The following is an 18,728-nucleotide window of genomic DNA, read 5'->3' on the forward strand; positions in this document are numbered from 1 at the left end:
GCCGCCGGAATCGTCGGGCGTCGCCCCGCCGCACAGGCCCGTATTGCCCCCCTGGGGAATCACCGGCACCCCGGCCTGGGCGCAATAGCGCATGACCGCCGCGACTTCGTCCGTGCTGCCCGGCCGCACCACGGCCAGGGCCCGGCCCCGATAGCGTTCGCGCCAATCGATCTCGTAGGACCGGGCATCCGGCCCGGTCAGAACGTGCGATGCGCCAACCGCCGCCCGCAAAGCATCCAGAGTGTCCATACAGCCCTTACCAGCCGGTATAACGTTCAAGGGAATCGAGCGTCTTGTAATAGTTGCCCACGATCGGCAGAAACCAGGGCTTGCCGTGATACAGGGGGTGCGACGGAAACGGCAGGCCATCGAAGCCGCACGGCTCACCTCCCGCCCCCAGTATCTTCAGGGCCGTCCTGCGTCCCAGATAAGTCGACATGGCAACCCCCGCGCCCTGGCATCCGCCCGCGTAATACACATCATCCTGCCGCCCCATATGGGGCAGGTGATCAAAGGTGAAAGCGACATTGCCCTTCCACGCATGGGTGATGCGCACGCCCCGGACCTGAGGCCAGATGCGACTCATGAAGGCATGCAGATTGCATGCCGAATCACGCTCATCCACATCCCGGAACTTCGCCCGCCCGCCAAAGATGATGCGGCGCCGATCCGGAGTCAGCCGGTACCAGTACAGAATCCGTTTCGTATCCACCAGCATGCGGGCCTTGGGATTGATCTCGGCGGCCAGGCCTTCGGGCAGGGGCTCCGTGGCGATGACGAAGCTGGTGATCGGAATCAGCCGTTTGCGCAGGAACGGCCAGGCGCCGCCGCTATAGCCGTTCGTGGCGACGAAGACGGTCTCCGCCCGCAGCGGGCCGGAGGATGTCTCCAGCACATATCCGCCGGATGCGCGCCGGATCGCAGTCACCCCGGTCATGCCATGCAGGCTGCCGCCGGCATCCTGGAATTTTTGCCGCAGCGCCCGATGATAGCGGGCAGGATCCAGCCCCCCGCTTTCCTCGACCACCATGCCGCCATGATAAAAGTCGCTGCCGATTTCCTCATGCTGGCGCGATTCCGGGACCATGCGGGCCGTCAGGCCCATCAGGTCGCGCAAGACGGGGAGCTGCGCTTCCTGTCTGCGATAGGCGCCGGGCGAGTGGGCCGCGGTGAAGCGGCCGCAGCGCTCATAGTGCGCGTCGATGCCTTCCCGCGCAAGAAACGCCTCGAACTCGGTATAGGAAGCCACGGAGTCCCGCACCATGGCCGAGAACCGCTCCTCACCCAGCGTCGCCCTCATCGCCATCGGAACCTTCAGGCCGCCGCTGACCATCCCCCCATTGCGCGTACTGGCGCCTTCCCCGATACGGCCCGCATCCAGCACTGCGACCTTCAGGCCGCCGCGCGCCAGCTCGAGCCCGGCGGCAAGGCCGCAATACCCGCTGCCCACGATGGCGACGTCCACTGCGGCCGGCAAGGGATTGCGCTCGAGGACCGGGGGAGTCTCGCTCCACCAATAAGGCTCGACGACGAAGTCCGGATGAAACAATTGGCTGGATGACGACATATGCGTGGCTCTACCGTTGACTGTGGAAATCCGTGCCTGTGGCGGCCATGGCTGCCTCTTTCGCTCCGGCTCCGGCGCGGACCGGGCCGAAATTGTCTTGCACGAACGATTCGTAGCGCCGGACCTGGTCGGCCGTCTGCGCTTCCGACCATCCCATCTCCGGGGCGATCGCCCCGGCGACCCGACGCACGACATCCAATCCCATGGAGGGCTCCCACCCAAGGCCCACGCGGCGGAACATCAGATCGGCCAGTTCGCGCACGTGCTCGCGGCGGGCGGCATGGCTCAAGTGGCTCATGTCCACGGCAGGATAGGCATCGGCCAGGGGGGCCGGCTGCGAAGGGGCCGGGAACAGTCTTGCCGCATGAGACAGCCGCTTTCCCGGCTGGCTGGGCTGCAGGGTGCGGCCTACGCGTTCCGCAATTTTTTCCCCGGCATACCGGTGATTCATGATGGGCATGCCGGTCACGGCAATCGCGTTGGGAAAGCCCTCGGGCTCGAGTTCATGGATGCTCAGCAGCTTCACGATGTCCTTTTCCCCCTGCGCGGCGGTTCTGGGCCGGATGCCGCACCAGCGATGCACGATGTCTTTTTCGCTCAGGCCGATGGAAGGGAAAAGATGATTGGCTTCCCGCAGGACGTACTCGACCTCCTCGGCCGTGACTCTCGCGTCGCCGGGATCCCCCTCGAACACCGTATCCGTGGGCCCCAGGAAATGATGATCCCCCCACGGCATGCAGTAATACGGCTGGCCGATGCTGCTGATCGTTTCCAGCCCCTGCCCCCGGCACTCAGGAGGCAGCTTGACCATCAGGTTCACGCCCTTGATGCCGATGAGGTGCTTTTTATCCGGCGGCGTTCCGGACAGCGCCAGGACGCGATCGACCCAGGGCCCCGCCGTATTGACGAGCATGCGCCCGTACACGCTGGCCCGGACCGAGGCGTCGAGGCTGTCCTCCAGGTCGATCTTCCACGAGCGGTCCGCCTGCAACTGCAAGTGGCTCGCCCTGGCGTAATTCAGCACCACGGCCCCCATGTCCTCGGCGTCCAGGATCGTATCCAGGCAGATGCGCTCGGCCCAATGGTATTGATATTCCGTATACGCGCCGACGCTTTCAAGCTCGGGATTGTCCGCCAGGTACTTGGCCATGCCATAGCGCCGCGCCGCGTCACGCGCAGGGAAGCGGCGGTAATCCAGGCGCACATCGGAGCAGCCGAGCAGTTCCAGCAGCCGGAAACCCAGATCGACTTTCCAGCCCGGATATTGCCCTCCCCGGTAAACGGGAAACAGGAAATCATGCTTGCTGAGCCGTTCGGGCATGGTCGTGACCAATTGGGTCCGGCTCTTCATGGCCAGGCGCGCCATATGCAGGCGGCGCATCAGGTCGCCCGGCCTCAGGGCGAACTGCCAGACCGGATGATCGGGCGACAGGTGCGCCAGACCGCAATAGAGCAGGCGGCTGGAACGGCTGCTGGTTCCGCTGGCAAAGTCGCCCTTCTCCACCAGCAGCACTTTGTAGCCCTGGGCGATGAGGTTCTGCGCGGCGCTGGCGCCTGCGGCTCCGCCGCCCACGACCACCACATCAAAGCACTGGCCATCCACCTTCGACAGTTGTTTCTCAAGCACTTGCCACCTCGCTTCGCACGGCTGTGACATCTTCGAGCCAGCCTTGCCGCAATTCCGGGACGGAATCCAGCAACAGCCGGGTATATGAATCGACCGGGCGCGAGAGCACCTGGTCGACCGATCCTTCTTCGACGACCCGGCCATTGCGCAACACCAGCACATCATTGGCCAGTGCGGACACGGTCGCCATATCGTGGCTGATGAAAATGATGGCCAGATTCAGACGGTCCCGCAGCTCCTCCACCAATTTCACGATGGAGCCTGCCACGACCGTATCCAGCGCGGACGTGATCTCGTCGCACAGCAGCACATCGGGTTCGGCCGCCAGCGCGCGGGCAAGATTGACCCGCTGCTTTTCCCCGCCGGACATCTGGCCGGGCTTCCTGTCCACATAGTGTTTCGGCAGCTTGACCATGCCCAGCAATTCCTCGATGCGCCGTTGCCGCCCGGCCCTGTCCGCATGGCCAAAGAAACTCAGCGCCCGCCCGAGAATCCGGCCGACGGTGTGCTGCGAGTTCAGGGCCGTGTCCGCCGACTGGAACACCAGTTGAATACGCTGCAGTTGGCGGCGGGTGCGCGCTTCGAGGGCGGGCGCCAGCGTCTCGCCTTCGACGACCAGCTCGCCCGAAGAGGGCGGATGCAGGCCAGCGATGACCCGGGCCAACGTGCTCTTGCCGGAGCCGGACTCTCCGATGACCGCCAGGATGCGGCCCCGCCCGACCGTCAGGGACACATCGTCCAGCGCAGGCTGGGCCGGTGCGCCAGTGGCGTCCTGGCGCGCATAGGACGCCCGGATGCCGCGGACCTGCAGATACGCGGGCGCGTCTTCGCCGGCGCGCTCCGCTTGACGAGGACGGCTGGCGGGCCAACGGCGGCACGCCGCCAGCAATTGGCGGGTATAGGCCTCGCGAGGACGCTCGAGAATGTCCGCCGTGGCGCCCGACTCGACCAGTGCGCCTCCCCGCATCACCGCGATCCGGTCCGCGATCTGCGCCACCACGGACAAATCATGGCTGACAAACAGCGCGGCCGTCCCGTTATCCCGGATCACGGCCTTCAGCGCCCGCAATACGCCGACCTGTGTCGTGACATCCAGGGCGCTCGTCGGCTCGTCGCAGACGACCAGCCGGGGCTGGAGCAGGAGCGCCATGGCAATCATGAAACGCTGCAACTGCCCGCCGGACACCTGATGCGGATAGCGGGTCCCGATGCGCTGGGGGTCCGGCAACCCGAGCGCCACATACAGCGACTGCGCGCGCGCCAGCGCATCCTGGCGCGACATCCGCTTGCGGACCAGCGCGGGTTCGATCACCTGATCACTCAGCCGCAATCTCGGGTTGAATGATTGGGCGGCGCTTTGCGCAATGTAGGCGACGTCATGGCCACGCATGCCACGCAAGGTTTTCCCATCGGCGGCCAGCATGTCCACACCGCCGAAATGGACTGCGCCATGGCTGACAGCCAGGCCCGGACGGACCCATCCCAGGGCGCTGAGCGCCAGCGTCGTCTTCCCGGAACCGGACTCGCCGATCAGCGCCAACACCTCGCCTTCCTGGACCGCGATGGAAACACGGTCCAGCGTGAAGCGGCCGTCCTGGTCCCGTTCGATCGCCAGGTCCCGGACCTGCAGCAAGGGTTCCCGGTTCATTTCTGCAACTCCGTCAGCGCATTCCTTTCATGACTGGCATCCACCAGCAAGTTCAGGGCCACGGACACGGCCGCAATGGCCAATGCCGCATACAAGGACGCATAGGAGCCGATGGCCAATCCCTCGAGGTTCTCGCGCACCATGCCGCCCCAGTCCACCATCGGAGGCTGCACCCCCAGACCCAGGAAGCTCAGGCTGCTCATGAACAAAATGGCAAACCCGAGACGCAGGGCGAAATCGGCGGCCAGCGGGTACACGACGTGCGGCGCGATTTCACCGAACAGAATCCAGAGGGTTCCTTCCCCCCTGGCTCGGGCAGCCGTGACGAAATCCTGACGGATCAGATCCATCCCCAGCGCGCGCGCGATGCGAAAGACACTGGCGGCATAGACGAGGCCTGTCACCAGCACCAGGACATGGATGGAAGCCCCCAGGGCCGCCACCGCGACCATCCCGACGATAATCTTCGGCAAGGACAGCAGGACGTCGACCACGCGGCACAACACGACGTCCACCCACCCCATCCTGACGGCGGCCAGCAGACCCAAGGTATCCCCGAGCAGATGCGCCAACACGGCAGCGCCCAGCCCCATCAACAGCGTGACCCGGGCGCTGGCAATCAGACGCGACAGCACGTCGCGGCCCAGGACATCCGTGCCCAGCCATGCCTGGGCGTCGGCCGGCTGGAAAGGCACATAGGAAATGAATTTCGTCAGATCGTGCGGCTGCAGCCAGGGCGCCAGCGCCGCCAGCAGCGCGAACCCGGCGAGCACCAGCGCGCTGACCCCCATGAATACCGACCGGCTGTCGAGGGCGGCCCTGCGGCCCCTCACCCCTCCGGCGGCCTTTGAAGAAACGGTCATCGGTCCCCTCCCCATGATCGACCTTTGCATGATTCCACCACCTCAGCGACTCAAGCCACGCACGTCGAAGGCCCTGGCCAGCGCATCGGCGAGCAGGACCAGAACCACGTAGACGGCGCTGAACAGCATGGCGCAGGCCTGGATGACAGGCATGTCGCGGGACAGGACGGCATCGGTCATGAGCCGCGCCAACCCCGGATACGAAAAGATGGTTTCCACCACGACGACACCGCTCACCATGTAGGCGACGTTCAGCGCCACGACATTGGCGATCGGCCCGACCGCGAGGATCATGGCGTGCTTGCGCACGATCGTGGCGCGGGCCACTCCCTTCAGCATGGCCATTTCCGCAAAAGGCTGATTCAGCAGATTGCTGAGGATCGCCCGCGTCATCCGGGCGATTTGCGCGCTGATGACGATCACCAGAGTCATGACGGGCAGGACCAGGGCGCGGGCGGTCTGGGCTACACCCGCATCGGGCGTCAGGTATGAAATGGCCGGCAACCAGCGCAGTTTCACGGCCAACACGAGCACCGCGATGGTTGCAATCAGGAATTCGGGGGCCGCCGCCAGACCCAGGACCGCCACGGAACCCAATCGATCCATCCACCGGCCGACGCCCAAGCTCATCACCATGCCCAAGCCGATGGCCAGGGGCACCGCGATCACGACCGTGACGATGGCCAGTAGCCCCGTATTGGCAGCGCGCTCGGACAGCATCTCGGCCACGGGAGTCGACGTCACCAGGGAAACGCCCCAGTCCCCATGCAGCATGCCGGTCAGCCACACGAAATATCGATAGAGGGCGGGTTGATTCAGCCCCATCTGGTCGCGCAGCGTGGCGACGGCCTCGGGGGTCGCATACTGTCCAAGAGCCAGTTGAGCGACATCGCCCGGCAATATCTGGCTGCCCCAGAACACCAGGACGGATACCAGCCACATCACCAGAACCGCCAGAGCGATGCGGCCGACCCAGAATTTCATCATGAACGACAACTCCCAAGATATCGGGGTGGCCCATGCAGGCCGCCCCGGATCACGCGCACTGCGGTGGCGCGCCAAAAGGCGCGCTAGCTGCTCAGCCAGATGCTGTCCACGAATTCGCAGCCGCCAAGCGGTGCGATGGGAATGGGCCGCAAGCCCTTCACGCGATTGGACAGGCCGTCGACATAATTGATAAAGGCCGGCAGGATGAGCGCCCCCGAGCCGTAGATGACGGCATCGATCTCGCGATAGAGATCGGCCCGCTTCGCCTCGTCCATCGTGACACGCGCCGTGTCGATGAGGCTGTCGAGCCGCGCATCGCTGAAGTGCGAGAAATTGAACACGGCACCGGTCTTCCAGGTCATGTTCAACAGGATGTTATAGGTGGGCCGCGGATTGATCGTCATCGCGAAGAAGGGGCGTTTCCCGGCGACGACCGACCAGTAGCTGGTGGCCGGTTCCTTGCGCAGGTCGAGATTCAGGCCGATGCCGGCGGCCTCGCGCTGAAGAATCTGGCCGATATCGATACTGAACGCGGAAGCCTCGCTGACATGCACGGGGACCGGGCCGCGACCGACGCCGCTCTTTGCCAGGTGGAATTTCGCCTTGTCCGGGTCCAGCCGGCGCTGCTCAAGCCCGTCATTGCTGAAGGGACTGCCGCCGATCGCGGGATAGTCATTGCCCAGTACGCCATTGCCCAGCAGCACCGTTTTCAGGACGCGCTCCCGGTCCATCAGATAAGACAGCGCCAGACGCAGATGTTCGTCGTTCCCCGGCGCCATGTTCACCGCGCTCTGGATCGACGTATAGCGCGACGCCTTGGTGACAAAGGGTTGAACCTCGGAAGACCGCTGTAGCTGCGCGATGCTGGCCCCACGGATATCCACCGCCATCTGGACGTCACCCGACAACAGCGCATTGGCGCGCGCCACCTGATCCACGATCGGGAATATCTCGAGCTCGTCGATGTACGGCCTGCCGGACTTCCAGTACTTGGGATTGCGGGTGCAGAGCGTGCGGACGCCCGGCGCGAATTCCTTGACGACAAACGGCCCTGTGCCGACCGGTTGCCGGAAGTCGTAGGTCTGGTCCTTGACCACCGTGAACGGGAACGTGCTGAGGGTGATCGGGATATCGACATCGGGCTCATGCAGCTCAAGCACAACGGTATCCGGACCATCGACCCGGACGCTCTTGAAATTCTCAGCCAGCTGCCGGACCGTCGACAGTACGCGGTCCTCCTTATGGCGCAGGATGGAAAAGGCAATGTCCTCCATCTTCAAGGGCGAGCCGTCGGAATAGACGACGCCGCGTGTGATCTTGAACGTCCATTGCCTGCCGTCGGCGCTGCTTTCGAACGATTCGGCCAGTTCAGGCAACGCCCGTCCATTTTCATCCTGGCGGGTCAGATAGCTGAATATCGCCGTACTCCGCAGGAAGTCTCCGGGATTCAGCGCCCGGGCCCCATCGAACGTATCGTTGGCCCCCTGCGAGTTGAGGGCGATCCGCACCCGTCCGCCCTTTTTGGGCTGACCGGTCCCATCGCTCGCCAGAGCGGAAAACGGCATTCCGCTAGACGCCAGCATCGCCCCTGCGCCGACAAGCAATCGGCTGAAGTCGCGTCGGCTCATCGAAGTCGCACCATGCTCTCGCCCTGATGCGTATCCGGTCGTTCCACTACGGTCTTTCTTGCTGTCCATGATGTCTCCACGAAGGTGTTCGGGCTGTTCTAATTGTGTTTGGGTATACTCCGTTATCTTAACTACCATCATCAACTGGTATAAACCCTATATTTATAGGAATTTAGTGACTTATTACAAGATTTAGGTATACTGAAAAACATTGACGTATACCGAATGGATGAGTGCCCGATGGGGAAGCACTCATTCACGACAGTCTGGCGGAAACCCTCCCGCACGCCATCCAGCAGTCCATTCCAAACAGGAAAAGATGATGATCGAGGATGAGACACATGACGAAGACGCGGACGACGCAGCGGCCCCCCTGGGCAACCGCGTCTACGACCACCTGAAACACGCCGTTCTCATGCAGCAAATGCCGCCAGGCACCCTGCTGCAGGAATCCGAGCTCGGCCAGCGCTTCAACGTCAGCCGCACGCCAGTCCGGGAGGCGTTGCGCATCCTGCTCAGCGAAGGGCTGATCCGACGGCATGGCCGCTTCTATCAGGTCACGACCATCACAGTGCGGGAAATCCGGGATATTTTCGAAGTCCGCGACGCGCTGGAACGCACGGCCGTCCGCCTGTTCATCGAACGGGCCCCGAATGCGGCGCTGAAGGGGCTGCAGGACATTATCGAAAGACAAGCCGCCGCCCTGAGCGCCGGCGATCTCGCCTCATTCATCAGCCTCGACAGGGAATTCCATCTGTCGATCGCCGAAAAGGCGCAGAACCCGCTGCTGTTCCGACAAATCTCGTCGGTCCACGACAAAGTCATGCTGATTCACGGCAAAGGCGCCGAAACGACCCCGACCTGGTTCGATGGCGTCATCGCGGAACACACCCGCATCCTGAATGCGCTCCACCGGCGCGACAGCACGGTGGCCGATGGCGAAATGCGCTATCACCTGAACAGCGTGGTGCGACTCCACCTGGGACTGCAGCAGGAACCCTACGGACAAGCCCCCCCCTCACTTCTGCGGGAAGCCCTATGAAAACGGCGTACATAGACTGCACCGATTATGGACACACCATCATCCAGGCGCATTCCCTGCTGGAGCGGACGCCCGGCATGATCCTGAACGTGGGAGACCCCGACGGTCCGGCGCTCGACGCGCTCCTGGACGGCACGTCGGCCATCATCAACGGCCACACGATCATGGATAGCGACCTGCTGCGCCGATCCAGCGCCCTGAAGACCATCGTCTTCCTCGGCACGGGGGCATCCAGCTACATCGACTTGAAGGCTTGCGAACAGCACGGCATCGAGGTCATCACCCTGCAGGGATACGGCGACCGCACCAATGCCGAGCATGCATTCGCCATGATGCTCAGCGCCTCGCGCAACATTGCCCACATGGATCGCGACATCCGCCAGGGCGCATGGGCGACGCGGATCGGCATCGAACTGCACGGCAAACGGCTGGGCGTCATCGGCGCCGGCCGGATCGGCCGCGAACTCATCCGGATCGCCTCGGCATTCGGCATGGAGGTCGTCGCCTGGAACCGCAGCCCGATCCCCGGCGATGTCCCCTGCACACAGGTCGCCCTCGACGAACTGCTGGCATCGGCGGACGTCATTTCACTCCACCTGGCCCTGAACGAAACGACGCGCGGCATGCTGGACAAGGAACGGCTGTCCCTGCTCAAGCCGGGCGTCATCCTCATCAACACGGCGCGAGGCGCGCTTCTCGATGAAACCGCGCTCGTCGACGCCCTGCAAAGCGGCAAGATCCATCACGCCGCCCTGGACGTATTCGTCCAGGAACCGCTGCCGCCCGACCATCCCTTCACCCGACTGGACAACGTCACCCTGACGGCGCATGCGGCCTTCAGCAGCCAGCAGGCGATGCTGCGCCTGTTGTCCCAGGGCGTCGATGCGATGGCTCGGGTCATGAAGGCCGGCGCGCCGTCCTAGCGGCCGGACGCACGAGGAGATCCATATGCAGCCGTATACGGATTACGCCAGCGCAAGCGGCTGGAACCAGATCAGGAACGACGAGCGCTGTCCCGAGAAAACCCTGGCCTCAAACCAGCGCGCCAGATTCGCCATCGTCGGCGCGGGCTTTGCGGGCGCGGCCACGGCGCGCCGGCTGGCGGAATGCTATCCACATGAAAAGATCATCCTGCTGGACGCTCTTCCCGCCGGCGAGGGCGCCGCGGGGAGAAGCTCGGGCTTCATGATCGACCAGGCCGCGACGAAAATCGATGCCAGAAGCGACGGACCGCAAGCCAGCTGGCAGACCGCCATTTTGCAAGCGGGCCTGAGCGGGCTCCAGCGGGCCGTCGATACGCACAAGATCCGTTGCGACTGGCAGGAAATCGGGCACTACAAAACGGCCGTCACACGACGAGGCGCCGAGGAACTGGAGCGCCTGCTCGCCCGCTTGGACACCCTGCAGATCGGCTACCGCAGGCTTTCCGGAGCCGATGCCCGCTCCGAAATCGGCACGGCCCACTGCACCCATGCCGTCTGGATTCCGAACTGCGTGCTGGTGCAGCCGGCCCACCTCATCCAGGGGCTCCTGAAATCCCTCCCCGAACAGGTCGAGCTTTACACCCGGACACCGGTCCATCGCCTCCATCGGGGCGCCCCCCACACCCTTGGCGCCGGCGCATACGAGATCAAAGCCGACACAGTCATCCTCTGCAACAACGCCACATTGCCCTTCTTCGGCTACGGCGGCCAGCGGCAACTGACGGTCTACACCTACGCAGGCATGACGCCCGAGCTGGATGACGGAGAAATGCGCAAGCTGGGGTCGATTCCGGCCTGGGGAGCGACACCGGTGGAACGGCTCGGCGCCACGACACGCAAGCTCGGCTCGCGGCGCTTCCTCTTCAGGGCAGGTTTTTCGTACAAGACCGAAACCTCGCCGGCCGCGATCCGGTCCCTGCTGATGTCGATGTACGCGGAACGATATCCGGACATGAAGACCCATCTCTTCGACCACGTCTGGGGAGGCGCGCTGAGCATGACCCGCAACGGCGCCCCCCTTTTTGGCAAGGTGGCCCCGAATGTCTACGCGCTATCCGCCTGCAACGCATCCGGCATCCTGAAAATGTCGGCATTGGGAACACTGCTGGCCGAAGCCATCGCCGGCATCGACAGCCCCTTGCTGAGAGACACGGAACAGTTTTCCAACCCCCAGTGGATCCCCCCGGAACCGCTGCGCAGCCTGGCCGTCCACTGCAGCCTCGCACGCATGAAAAGGGCCATGCGCTACTGAGACGGCGCCTGCGCGTGCGGCCAAGGCGCGGCCTCGGAAGGCTTCGCCACGGCACTGCGCCTGACGGCTTCGTTCATGGACTAGTAAGAATAATCATTCTTATTTGTCTTACAATCGTTCTCGAACCCTTTTTCGAGAACCCGAGCATGAAGACTTCCTCACGTCGCGATTTCCTGCGCAATGGGGCGGTGCTGGGCGCGGGCGCGTTGCTGGGCATGCCCGCCCTGCGCAACGCGCGCGCCGCAGCCCCCCAGACCCTGGTGCTGTACAACGGCCAGCATGCCAAGACCACCACCGCTCTGGTGGCGGCCTTCACCAAGGCCACCGGCGTCCAGGTGGAAATCCGCAAGGGCAGCAGCACACAGCTGGCCAACCAGATCATCGAGGAAGGCGACCGTTCCCCCGCCGACGTGTTCTACGCGGAAGAAAGTCCGCCCGTTGCCGCCCTGGCGGAAAAAGGCCTGCTGGCCCCGCTGCCCGATAGCACGCTCAGCCAGGTGCTGCCGGGCTACACGGCCCGCGACAAGACCTGGACCGGCGTCACCGCCCGCAGCCGCGTCACCGTCTACAACAAGGGCATGATCCAGGCATCCGAGCTGCCGGCATCCGTCATGGACATGGCCACGGCAGCCTGGAAGGATCGCGTCGGTTTCGTGCCGACCAGCGGCGCCTTCCAGGAACAGATCATCGCCATCAAGCTGCTGAAGGGCCGCGACGCCGCCCTGGCCTGGCTCAAGGGCCTGAAGGAATTCGGCCGTATCTACAACGGCAACATGGCCGCCATGCGGGCCGTGGAACGCGGCGAAATCGCCACCGCGCTGGTCAACAACTACTACTGGTACATCGTCGCCAACGAAGTCGGCGCCGACAAGATGAAGGCGGGCCTGCACTACGCCGGCCCGAAGGATCCGGGCGGCCTGATCACCGTATCCGCCGCCGGGGTCCTGAAGACCAGCCGCCACGCGGACGCCGCCCAGAAACTGCTGGCCTTCATGGTCAGCCAGGCAGGTCAGGAAGCCGTCGTCGACACGGTGGCGGAATACCCCCTGCGCCCGGGCGTGAAAACACCCTACGACCTGAAGCCTTTCGACCAGTTGATGCCACCGGACGTCTCCCCGGCCGACCTGGGTGATGCCGCCGACGCCATTGCGCTGCGCCGCGAGGCCGGCCTGGCGTGACGCGCCCGGGTTTCATGGCGGGCCGCCGGCCCGCCATGCCGCCGACCTGGATGACCTTGTCCGCCCTGCTGCCGGTGGGCCTGGTCATGCTTCCCCTGATCTATATCGCATTCCGGACCGCCCAGACCGGCCTGGCCGGAGCGGCCGCCGAGCTGTTTCGCGCCCGCACCCTGGAATTGCTGGGCAACACAGTCACGCTGGCGACGGGCGTCATGGTCCTGGCATCCCTGATCGGCCTGGGCGTGGCCTGGTGCGTGGAACGCAGCGACCTGCCCGGCCGCCGCTGGTGGCGCGTGGCCGCCGGCCTGCCCCTGGCCGTGCCCGCCTTCGTGTCCAGCTACGCATGGGCCTCCATTGACGTCTCTTTCCAGAACCTGGGCGGCGCCATCTTCATCCTGGCGCTGTCCACCTATCCGCTGGTCTATCTGCCGGTGGCCGCCGCCCTGCGCGGCACCGATCCCGGGCTGGAAGACGTCTGCCGTTCCCTGGGACACGGCCCCTGGCACGCCTTCACCCACGCCCTGCTGCCGCAGTTGCTGCCCGCGCTGGGCGGCGGCGCCCTGCTGGTGCTGACCCACATGTTCGCCGAATTCGGCGCCCTGGCCCTGCTGCGCGTGCAGACCTTCACCACAGCCATCTTCGAGTCCTACGAACTGCAGTTCGACAGCGCCTCCGCCGCCATGCAATCCATCGTCCTGATGCTGCTGTGCATCCCCGCCGCCTGGGCGGAGATGCGGCTGCGGGCGGGGCGCCGCGTAGCGCGGGTCGGACGCGGCGCGACGCGGCAGGCGCACCCGGTCGCCCTGGGCCGCGCCGCCTGGCCCATCCTGGCGGCGTTCGGCCTGCTGGGGCTGGTGTCGCTGGGCGTGCCCCTGGCCACCCTGGCCTACTGGCTGCTGGAAGGCCGGTCCGCCGGGCGCGGCTATGAACAGATCCTGCCCGCCATCCAGGGCACCCTGGCCCTGGCCGGCTCCGGCGCGGTGCTGACCAGCCTGCTGGCCATCCCGCTGGTGCTGCTGGCGGCACGGCACCGGGGTCGACTGGCGCAGATTGCCGAACGCCTGCCCTACATCGTCCACGGCCTGCCCGGCGTAGTAGTGGCCCTGGCCCTGGTCTTTCTGTCGATCCGGCTGGCGCCGGCCCTGTACCAGGGCGTCACCGTCCTGCTGATCGCCTACGCCATCCTGTTCCTGCCGCTGGCCCAGTCCTCGCTGCGCGCCTCGATCGAACTGGTGCCGCCGCAGATCGAGTCCATTGCCCGCAGCCTGGGGCGGCGCCCCTTTCATGTGTTCCTGACGGTCATCCTGCCCAATATCGCGCCGGGCATCGGCGCCGCCCTGGCCCTGATGATGCTGGAGATCGTGCGCGAACTGACCGCCACGCTGATGCTGGCGCCCACGGGCACGGTCACCCTGGCCACCGAGGTCTGGACCTACACGGCCGACGCGGAATACGCGGCGGCCGCCCCCTTCGCCGCCCTGCTGGTGATCGTCTCGATCCTGCCAGTCTGGGTCTTCACCCGCCGGATGCTGCACCATGGACACTGATACCGGAAACCCGGTCACCCTCAACCGGATCCGCAAGCATTTCGGCGCGACCGAAGTGCTTGCCGGCATTGACCTGATCATTCCCCAAGGGTCCGTACTGGCCCTGCTGGGGCCTTCGGGCTGCGGCAAGACCACCCTGCTGCGCCTGATCGCCGGCTTCGATCCGCTGGACGAGGGGCAGATCGCCTTCGGAACACGCACCATGGCCTCGCCCAAGGTCTTCGTCCCGCCCGAACGCAGGGGAATCGGCTACGTGCCTCAGGAAGGAACGCTGTTTCCCCACCTGACGGTGGAAGGCAATATCCGCTTCGGCCTGCCGCGCCAGGCGGGCCGCCGCCAACGTGTGGAGGAAGTGCTGGCCCTGACCGGCCTGTCCGGACTGGGCCGACGCTACCCGCACGAACTGTCCGGCGGCCAGCAGCAGCGGGTGGCCCTGGCCCGCGCGCTGGCGCCGGGGCCCTCGCTGGTGCTGCTGGACGAGCCCTTCAATGCCCTGGACCTGGACCTGCGTCGAAGCATGTGCGAAGAAGTCGCGCGCGTGCTGCGGCAGACCGGCACCACCACGGTCCTGGTCACGCACGACCCCGGCGAGGCCTTTGCCGTCTCCGACCAGTTGGCGGTCATGCAGGCGGGCCGGATCATGCAATGCGCCCGCCCCGAACAGGTGTACTGGCAACCGGCCAGCCCCGCCGTCGCCCGGCTGACCGGATCGACCATTTTCCTGCCGGGCCGCTGCCACGATGACGGGACGGTCTCGTGCGCCCTGGGCCGGATCGCGCGGCACCCGGACAGCCCCTGCCCCACCGGCCCGGCCAGCATTCTGGTGCGGCCCGAGCAGGTGCAATGGTCCGCCGGGGGCGGCGGCATTCCGGCCCGGGCCGGCTATCGGTCCTTCCGCGGCGATCACACGCTGATCGGGGTGGACTTGAGCGACCTCTGCCTGGACCTGCGTATGCCATCGCTGTCGGCCCCGCCCTTGGACGCCCAGGGCTATTTGCAAGTGCTGGGAGCCTGCATGGCCTACCCGGAATCGTGATGGCGGGCGCGCAAGCGCCGGACATCGCAGACGCGCCCTCCTCATGCCGGCGCGTGCCGACCGCAGGATGACTGGTCGAAAAATTAATTGCAATTTGTGAACGCCACGCCACAGTTCCCTACGCAGCCCTCCCGAACTGGCAATACACTGTTTCACGGCAACCCGCCCCAGGGTACCGACACAACCCGGCCCACCGCACCTGCTCCTGGAAGCCCTTTCAGCCCTCTGCGACGCCCCTCCTGAGGATGACACCATGGCGCACGCACGCCCTGCCTGGACACGCACCACTTCATTCAAATTTGCCCTGTTCACCCTGCTGGCCATCGTCGGCATCATCGTGCTGACCGGTTCCCTGCTGTGGCTGGAACGCAGCGCCCTACTCCACGAACGGGAAGCCGGCGCCCGGCAGGCCGTGGAGACCGCCTATGGCGTCATCACGTATTTCCACAACCAGGCGCAACAAGGCAAGATCCCGGAAGCCCAGGCGAAACAGCAAGCCATGGATGCCATCCGCGACATGCGCTACAGCGGCCAGGAATATTTCTGGATCAACGACATGCAGCCGCGCATGCTGATGCATCCGTTTTCAGCCAAGCTCGTCGGCCAGGATCTGTCCGACATGAAGGACCCCAACGGCCTGCGCCTGTTCGTGGCCTTCGTGGACACGGTCAAGGCCAGTCCCTCTCATGACGGCTTCGTGTTCTACCTGTGGCCCAAACAGGGCGCCGACAAGCCCGTGGACAAGGTTTCCTATGTCAAGGGATTCGAGCCCTGGGGCTGGATCCTGGGGTCGGGGGTGTATCTGGATACGGTCAACGCCATCGTCTGGCGCCAGGCCGGTGAATTCGCGCTGGCGGCGGGCGCGCTGGCGCTGATCCTGCTGGCCGTGGGCGTCATCCTGTCGCGCCGTCTGGTGCGCCAGCTGGGGGGAGAACCCGACGCCGTCATCGCCATCGCCCATCAGATGTCGGAAGGCGACCTGCGGGTGGAGATCCCCGTGCGCGAAGGCGACACGCACAGCCTGCTGCACGCCATGCTGGTGATGCGCGACGGCATCGCCCAGGCCGTCGCGCAAGTGCGCCAAGGCACGGAATGGATCGCGCAATCCGTCGGCCAGATCGTCACCGGCAACCTGGACCTGTCCGCCCGCACCGAACAGCAGGCGGCATCGCTCCAGGAAACCGCCGCGAGCATGGAAGAGATCACCAGCACGGTGGGCCACAACGCGGCCAATGCCCAGCAGGCCAACACGCTGGCAGCCACGGCATCCGACGTCGCGACCCAAGGGGGACAGACCGTCACCCAGGTGGTCGAAACCATGGACGACATCAACGCCTCCACGCAGAAAATGTCCGACATCATCAGGGTGATCGATTCGATCGCCTTCCAGACCAATATCCTGGCCCTGAACGCCGCCGTCGAAGCCGCCCGCGCCGGCGAACAGGGCAAAGGCTTCGCCGTGGTCGCCAGCGAGGTCCGCGCCCTGGCGCAACGCTCCGCGAACGCCGCCCACGAAATCCGCGGCCTGATCGACAACACGGTGCAGAAAATCCGTTCAGGCGCCACCCTGGCGGTGGGCGCGGGCCAGACCATGTCGGAAGTCGTCACCAGCGTGAAGCGCGTGGCCGACATCATGGGCGAAATCACCCTGGCCAGCCGCGAACAGGCATCCGGCATCGAACAGATCAACCAGGCCATCGCCCAGATGGACCAGGTCACGCAGCAGAACGCCGGGCTGGTGGTGCAGGCGGGCGAATCCGCCCAGGCCCTGAACGAGCAGATGAACGGTCTGAACCGGGCGGTGGGAGTCTTCCAATTGCAGCATCAGGCGCCCGCCCTGTCCTCGCAATAGCGGCCGCTTCGGCATCGACGCAGAAGCGCTTACTATAGGGCTGGCGGCGGACGCCGCGCCGCGCGCGCCCGCCGCCAGCCCTTCATCTTGTCCCGAGGCCCCGCTTGCCAGCCCCCGACATCACCAGCGACTTCCTGCACATCCTGTTCCTGATCGCCATCGCCGCCGAGGCCATGACCGCCGCCCTGGCGGCCGGCCGGCGCGAAATGGACTGGCTGGGCGTCTGCCTGCTGGGCTGCATCACGGCGCTGGGCGGCGGATCGGTGCGCGACGTGCTGCTCGATCATCACCCGCTGTCCTGGATCGCTCACCCCTACTATCTGCTGATCACCGGGGGCGCGGCGCTGATCACCATCGCCATCGCCCGCTTCGCCCATTCGCTGCGCCACCTGTTCCTGTTCCTGGATGCCGTGGGGCTGGTGGTCTTCACGATCATCGGCGTGGACATCGCCCTGGGCCTGAGCCTGCCCTGGGGCGTGGCGATCGTATCAGGCATGATCACCGGCTGCGTGGGCGGGGTCCTGCGCGACGTGCTGTGCAACGAAATCCCCCTGCTGTTTCGCGCCGAACTGTACGCCACGGTATCGATCGTCAGCGCCGCCCTGTACCTGGGCGGCCTGGCCCTGGCCTGGAACCACAATCTGGTCGTCGCCGGGTCGCTGCTGATCGGCCTGAGCCTGCGCCTGCTGGCCCTGCGTTTCGGCTGGAGCATGCCGAAGTTCGTGTATACGCGGGACCTGCATTAAGCGGCAACTCGCAGCACTTGCGGCGCCACGCGTTGCACGCCTCGGGTTCGGACCGGCCCTACCCGCTTGAACCTGGCACACCGCCCAGCTCCGTCGCCACGGCACCGGCTCAGGCTGCGGGGCACCCGCTGTGAAAACGGAATTCAGGGTCGGGGGACCCGATCAGTTCCTGTTCGACCAGGCGGATCCGCTGGACGGACCGTTCCACGTCAGAGGGTTCGCCGAAGCGCTGCGCGAACCGCAGGTAGCCCTGATAGTGACGGCTTTCGGACTGCAACAGGCCAGCATAGAAGGTCGCCAGTTCCTCATCCAGATGTGGCACCAGCGCGGCAAAGCGCTCGCAGGAACGCGCCTCGATGAAGGCTCCGACGATCAGGGTATCGACCAGCTTGGCCGGCTCGTGGGTGCGCACCGCCTTGCGCAGGCCCGCCGCATAGCGGCTGGCCGTCAAGGGCCGCAAGTCGATGCCGCGCCGTTTCAGGATGCGCAGGACCTGTTCATGATGGACGAGTTCCTCCCGGGCCAATTTCGACAGCGCCATGGACAGTTCCGCATCCTGGCCATAGCGGGCGATCAGGCTCATGGCGGTGGCCGCGGCCTTCAGTTCACAGTTGCGGTGGTCCAGCAGCAGAATGTCCTGCTGCGCCAGGGCGGCCCGCACCCAGGCATCGGGAGTCGGACAGGGCAGGAAATCGATCAGGTCTGAAGGCAGATTCATGCCACGCATTCTGCCAGAGATCATCCCGCGACGGGGCTGGTCAATGCGCCCCCG

The 18,728-nt window shown here is 65.4% G+C and carries 16 protein-coding genes; 8 read left to right on the plus strand and 8 right to left on the minus strand.

Going from position 1 to position 18,728, the window contains the following annotated elements:
- The 7 genes from WBG56_RS08330 to WBG56_RS08360 all read right to left on the minus strand — a co-directional run.
- The coding region (locus tag WBG56_RS08330) for an FAD-binding oxidoreductase (RefSeq protein ID WP_424267171.1) at positions 1–249 on the minus strand (249 nt) is incomplete at its 3' end.
- Positions 250–256: 7 nt separating this feature from the next.
- Positions 257–1,567, minus strand: coding sequence for an NAD(P)/FAD-dependent oxidoreductase (locus WBG56_RS08335; protein ID WP_424267173.1), 1,311 nt, complete (start codon positions 1,565–1,567; stop codon positions 257–259).
- Positions 1,568–1,577: 10 nt separating this feature from the next.
- Complete coding sequence (locus WBG56_RS08340) at positions 1,578–3,194, minus strand: FAD-dependent oxidoreductase (RefSeq protein WP_424267175.1); 1,617 nt, start codon at positions 3,192–3,194, stop codon at positions 1,578–1,580.
- Entirely contained in the window at positions 3,187–4,842 is a 1,656-nt protein-coding gene (locus WBG56_RS08345; protein WP_424267177.1) for an ABC transporter ATP-binding protein, read from the minus strand. Before WBG56_RS08345 ends, WBG56_RS08340 begins: the two co-directional genes overlap by 8 nt.
- Positions 4,839–5,705: an ABC transporter permease gene (locus tag WBG56_RS08350; protein ID WP_424267179.1), complete on the minus strand. Its 867-nt coding sequence runs from the start codon at positions 5,703–5,705 to the stop codon at positions 4,839–4,841. The genes WBG56_RS08345 and WBG56_RS08350 overlap by 4 nt, the downstream gene beginning before the upstream one ends.
- Before the next feature lie 42 nt (positions 5,706–5,747).
- Positions 5,748–6,692 carry an ABC transporter permease gene (locus WBG56_RS08355; protein ID WP_424267181.1) on the minus strand — a complete coding sequence of 315 codons (945 nt, stop codon included), beginning with the start codon at positions 6,690–6,692 and terminating at the stop codon, positions 5,748–5,750.
- A gap of 83 nt (positions 6,693–6,775) precedes the next feature.
- On the minus strand, positions 6,776–8,389 hold the full coding sequence (locus WBG56_RS08360; protein ID WP_424267183.1) for an ABC transporter substrate-binding protein: 1,614 nt from the start codon (positions 8,387–8,389) through the stop codon (positions 6,776–6,778).
- A 250-nt stretch (positions 8,390–8,639) separates the two neighbouring features.
- Between WBG56_RS08360 and WBG56_RS08365 the strand changes: the two genes are divergently transcribed.
- From WBG56_RS08365 to WBG56_RS08400, 8 genes are all read left to right on the plus strand, one after another.
- Positions 8,640–9,362: a GntR family transcriptional regulator gene (locus WBG56_RS08365; RefSeq protein WP_424267185.1), complete on the plus strand. Its 723-nt coding sequence runs from the start codon at positions 8,640–8,642 to the stop codon at positions 9,360–9,362.
- Positions 9,359–10,285, plus strand: coding sequence for a 2-hydroxyacid dehydrogenase (locus tag WBG56_RS08370; RefSeq protein ID WP_424267187.1), 927 nt, complete (start codon positions 9,359–9,361; stop codon positions 10,283–10,285). The genes WBG56_RS08365 and WBG56_RS08370 overlap by 4 nt, the downstream gene beginning before the upstream one ends.
- A gap of 25 nt (positions 10,286–10,310) precedes the next feature.
- Positions 10,311–11,597, plus strand: a complete 1,287-nt coding sequence (locus tag WBG56_RS08375) for an NAD(P)/FAD-dependent oxidoreductase (protein ID WP_424267189.1) — start codon at positions 10,311–10,313, stop codon at positions 11,595–11,597.
- Between the two features lie 146 nt (positions 11,598–11,743).
- Positions 11,744–12,775, plus strand: a complete 1,032-nt coding sequence (locus tag WBG56_RS08380; RefSeq protein ID WP_424267191.1) for an extracellular solute-binding protein — start codon at positions 11,744–11,746, stop codon at positions 12,773–12,775.
- A complete protein-coding gene (locus WBG56_RS08385) occupies positions 12,772–14,322 on the plus strand; it encodes an ABC transporter permease (RefSeq protein ID WP_424267193.1) in 1,551 nt (516 codons plus the stop codon). Before WBG56_RS08380 ends, WBG56_RS08385 begins: the two co-directional genes overlap by 4 nt.
- Positions 14,312–15,358 (plus strand): ABC transporter ATP-binding protein, encoded by a 1,047-nt coding sequence (locus WBG56_RS08390; RefSeq protein WP_424267195.1) that lies wholly within the window; start codon positions 14,312–14,314, stop codon positions 15,356–15,358. Before WBG56_RS08385 ends, WBG56_RS08390 begins: the two co-directional genes overlap by 11 nt.
- 253 nt (positions 15,359–15,611) lie before the next feature.
- Complete coding sequence (locus WBG56_RS08395; RefSeq protein ID WP_424267197.1) at positions 15,612–17,210, plus strand: methyl-accepting chemotaxis protein; 1,599 nt, start codon at positions 15,612–15,614, stop codon at positions 17,208–17,210.
- Positions 17,211–17,314: 104 nt separating this feature from the next.
- The gene (locus WBG56_RS08400; RefSeq protein WP_424267199.1) at positions 17,315–17,956 is read left to right on the plus strand and encodes a trimeric intracellular cation channel family protein; all 642 of its coding nucleotides are present in this window, start codon (positions 17,315–17,317) and stop codon (positions 17,954–17,956) included.
- 109 nt (positions 17,957–18,065) lie between these two features.
- Here WBG56_RS08400 and WBG56_RS08405 read toward each other — a convergent pair whose 3' ends face one another.
- Positions 18,066–18,674, minus strand: coding sequence for a tRNA-(ms[2]io[6]A)-hydroxylase (locus tag WBG56_RS08405; protein ID WP_424267201.1), 609 nt, complete (start codon positions 18,672–18,674; stop codon positions 18,066–18,068).
- Positions 18,675–18,728: the final 54 nt, after the last annotated feature.

The sequence above is a fragment of the Castellaniella sp. genome (assembly GCF_049671645.1).
Taxonomy (GTDB): domain Bacteria; phylum Pseudomonadota; class Gammaproteobacteria; order Burkholderiales; family Burkholderiaceae_B; genus Castellaniella.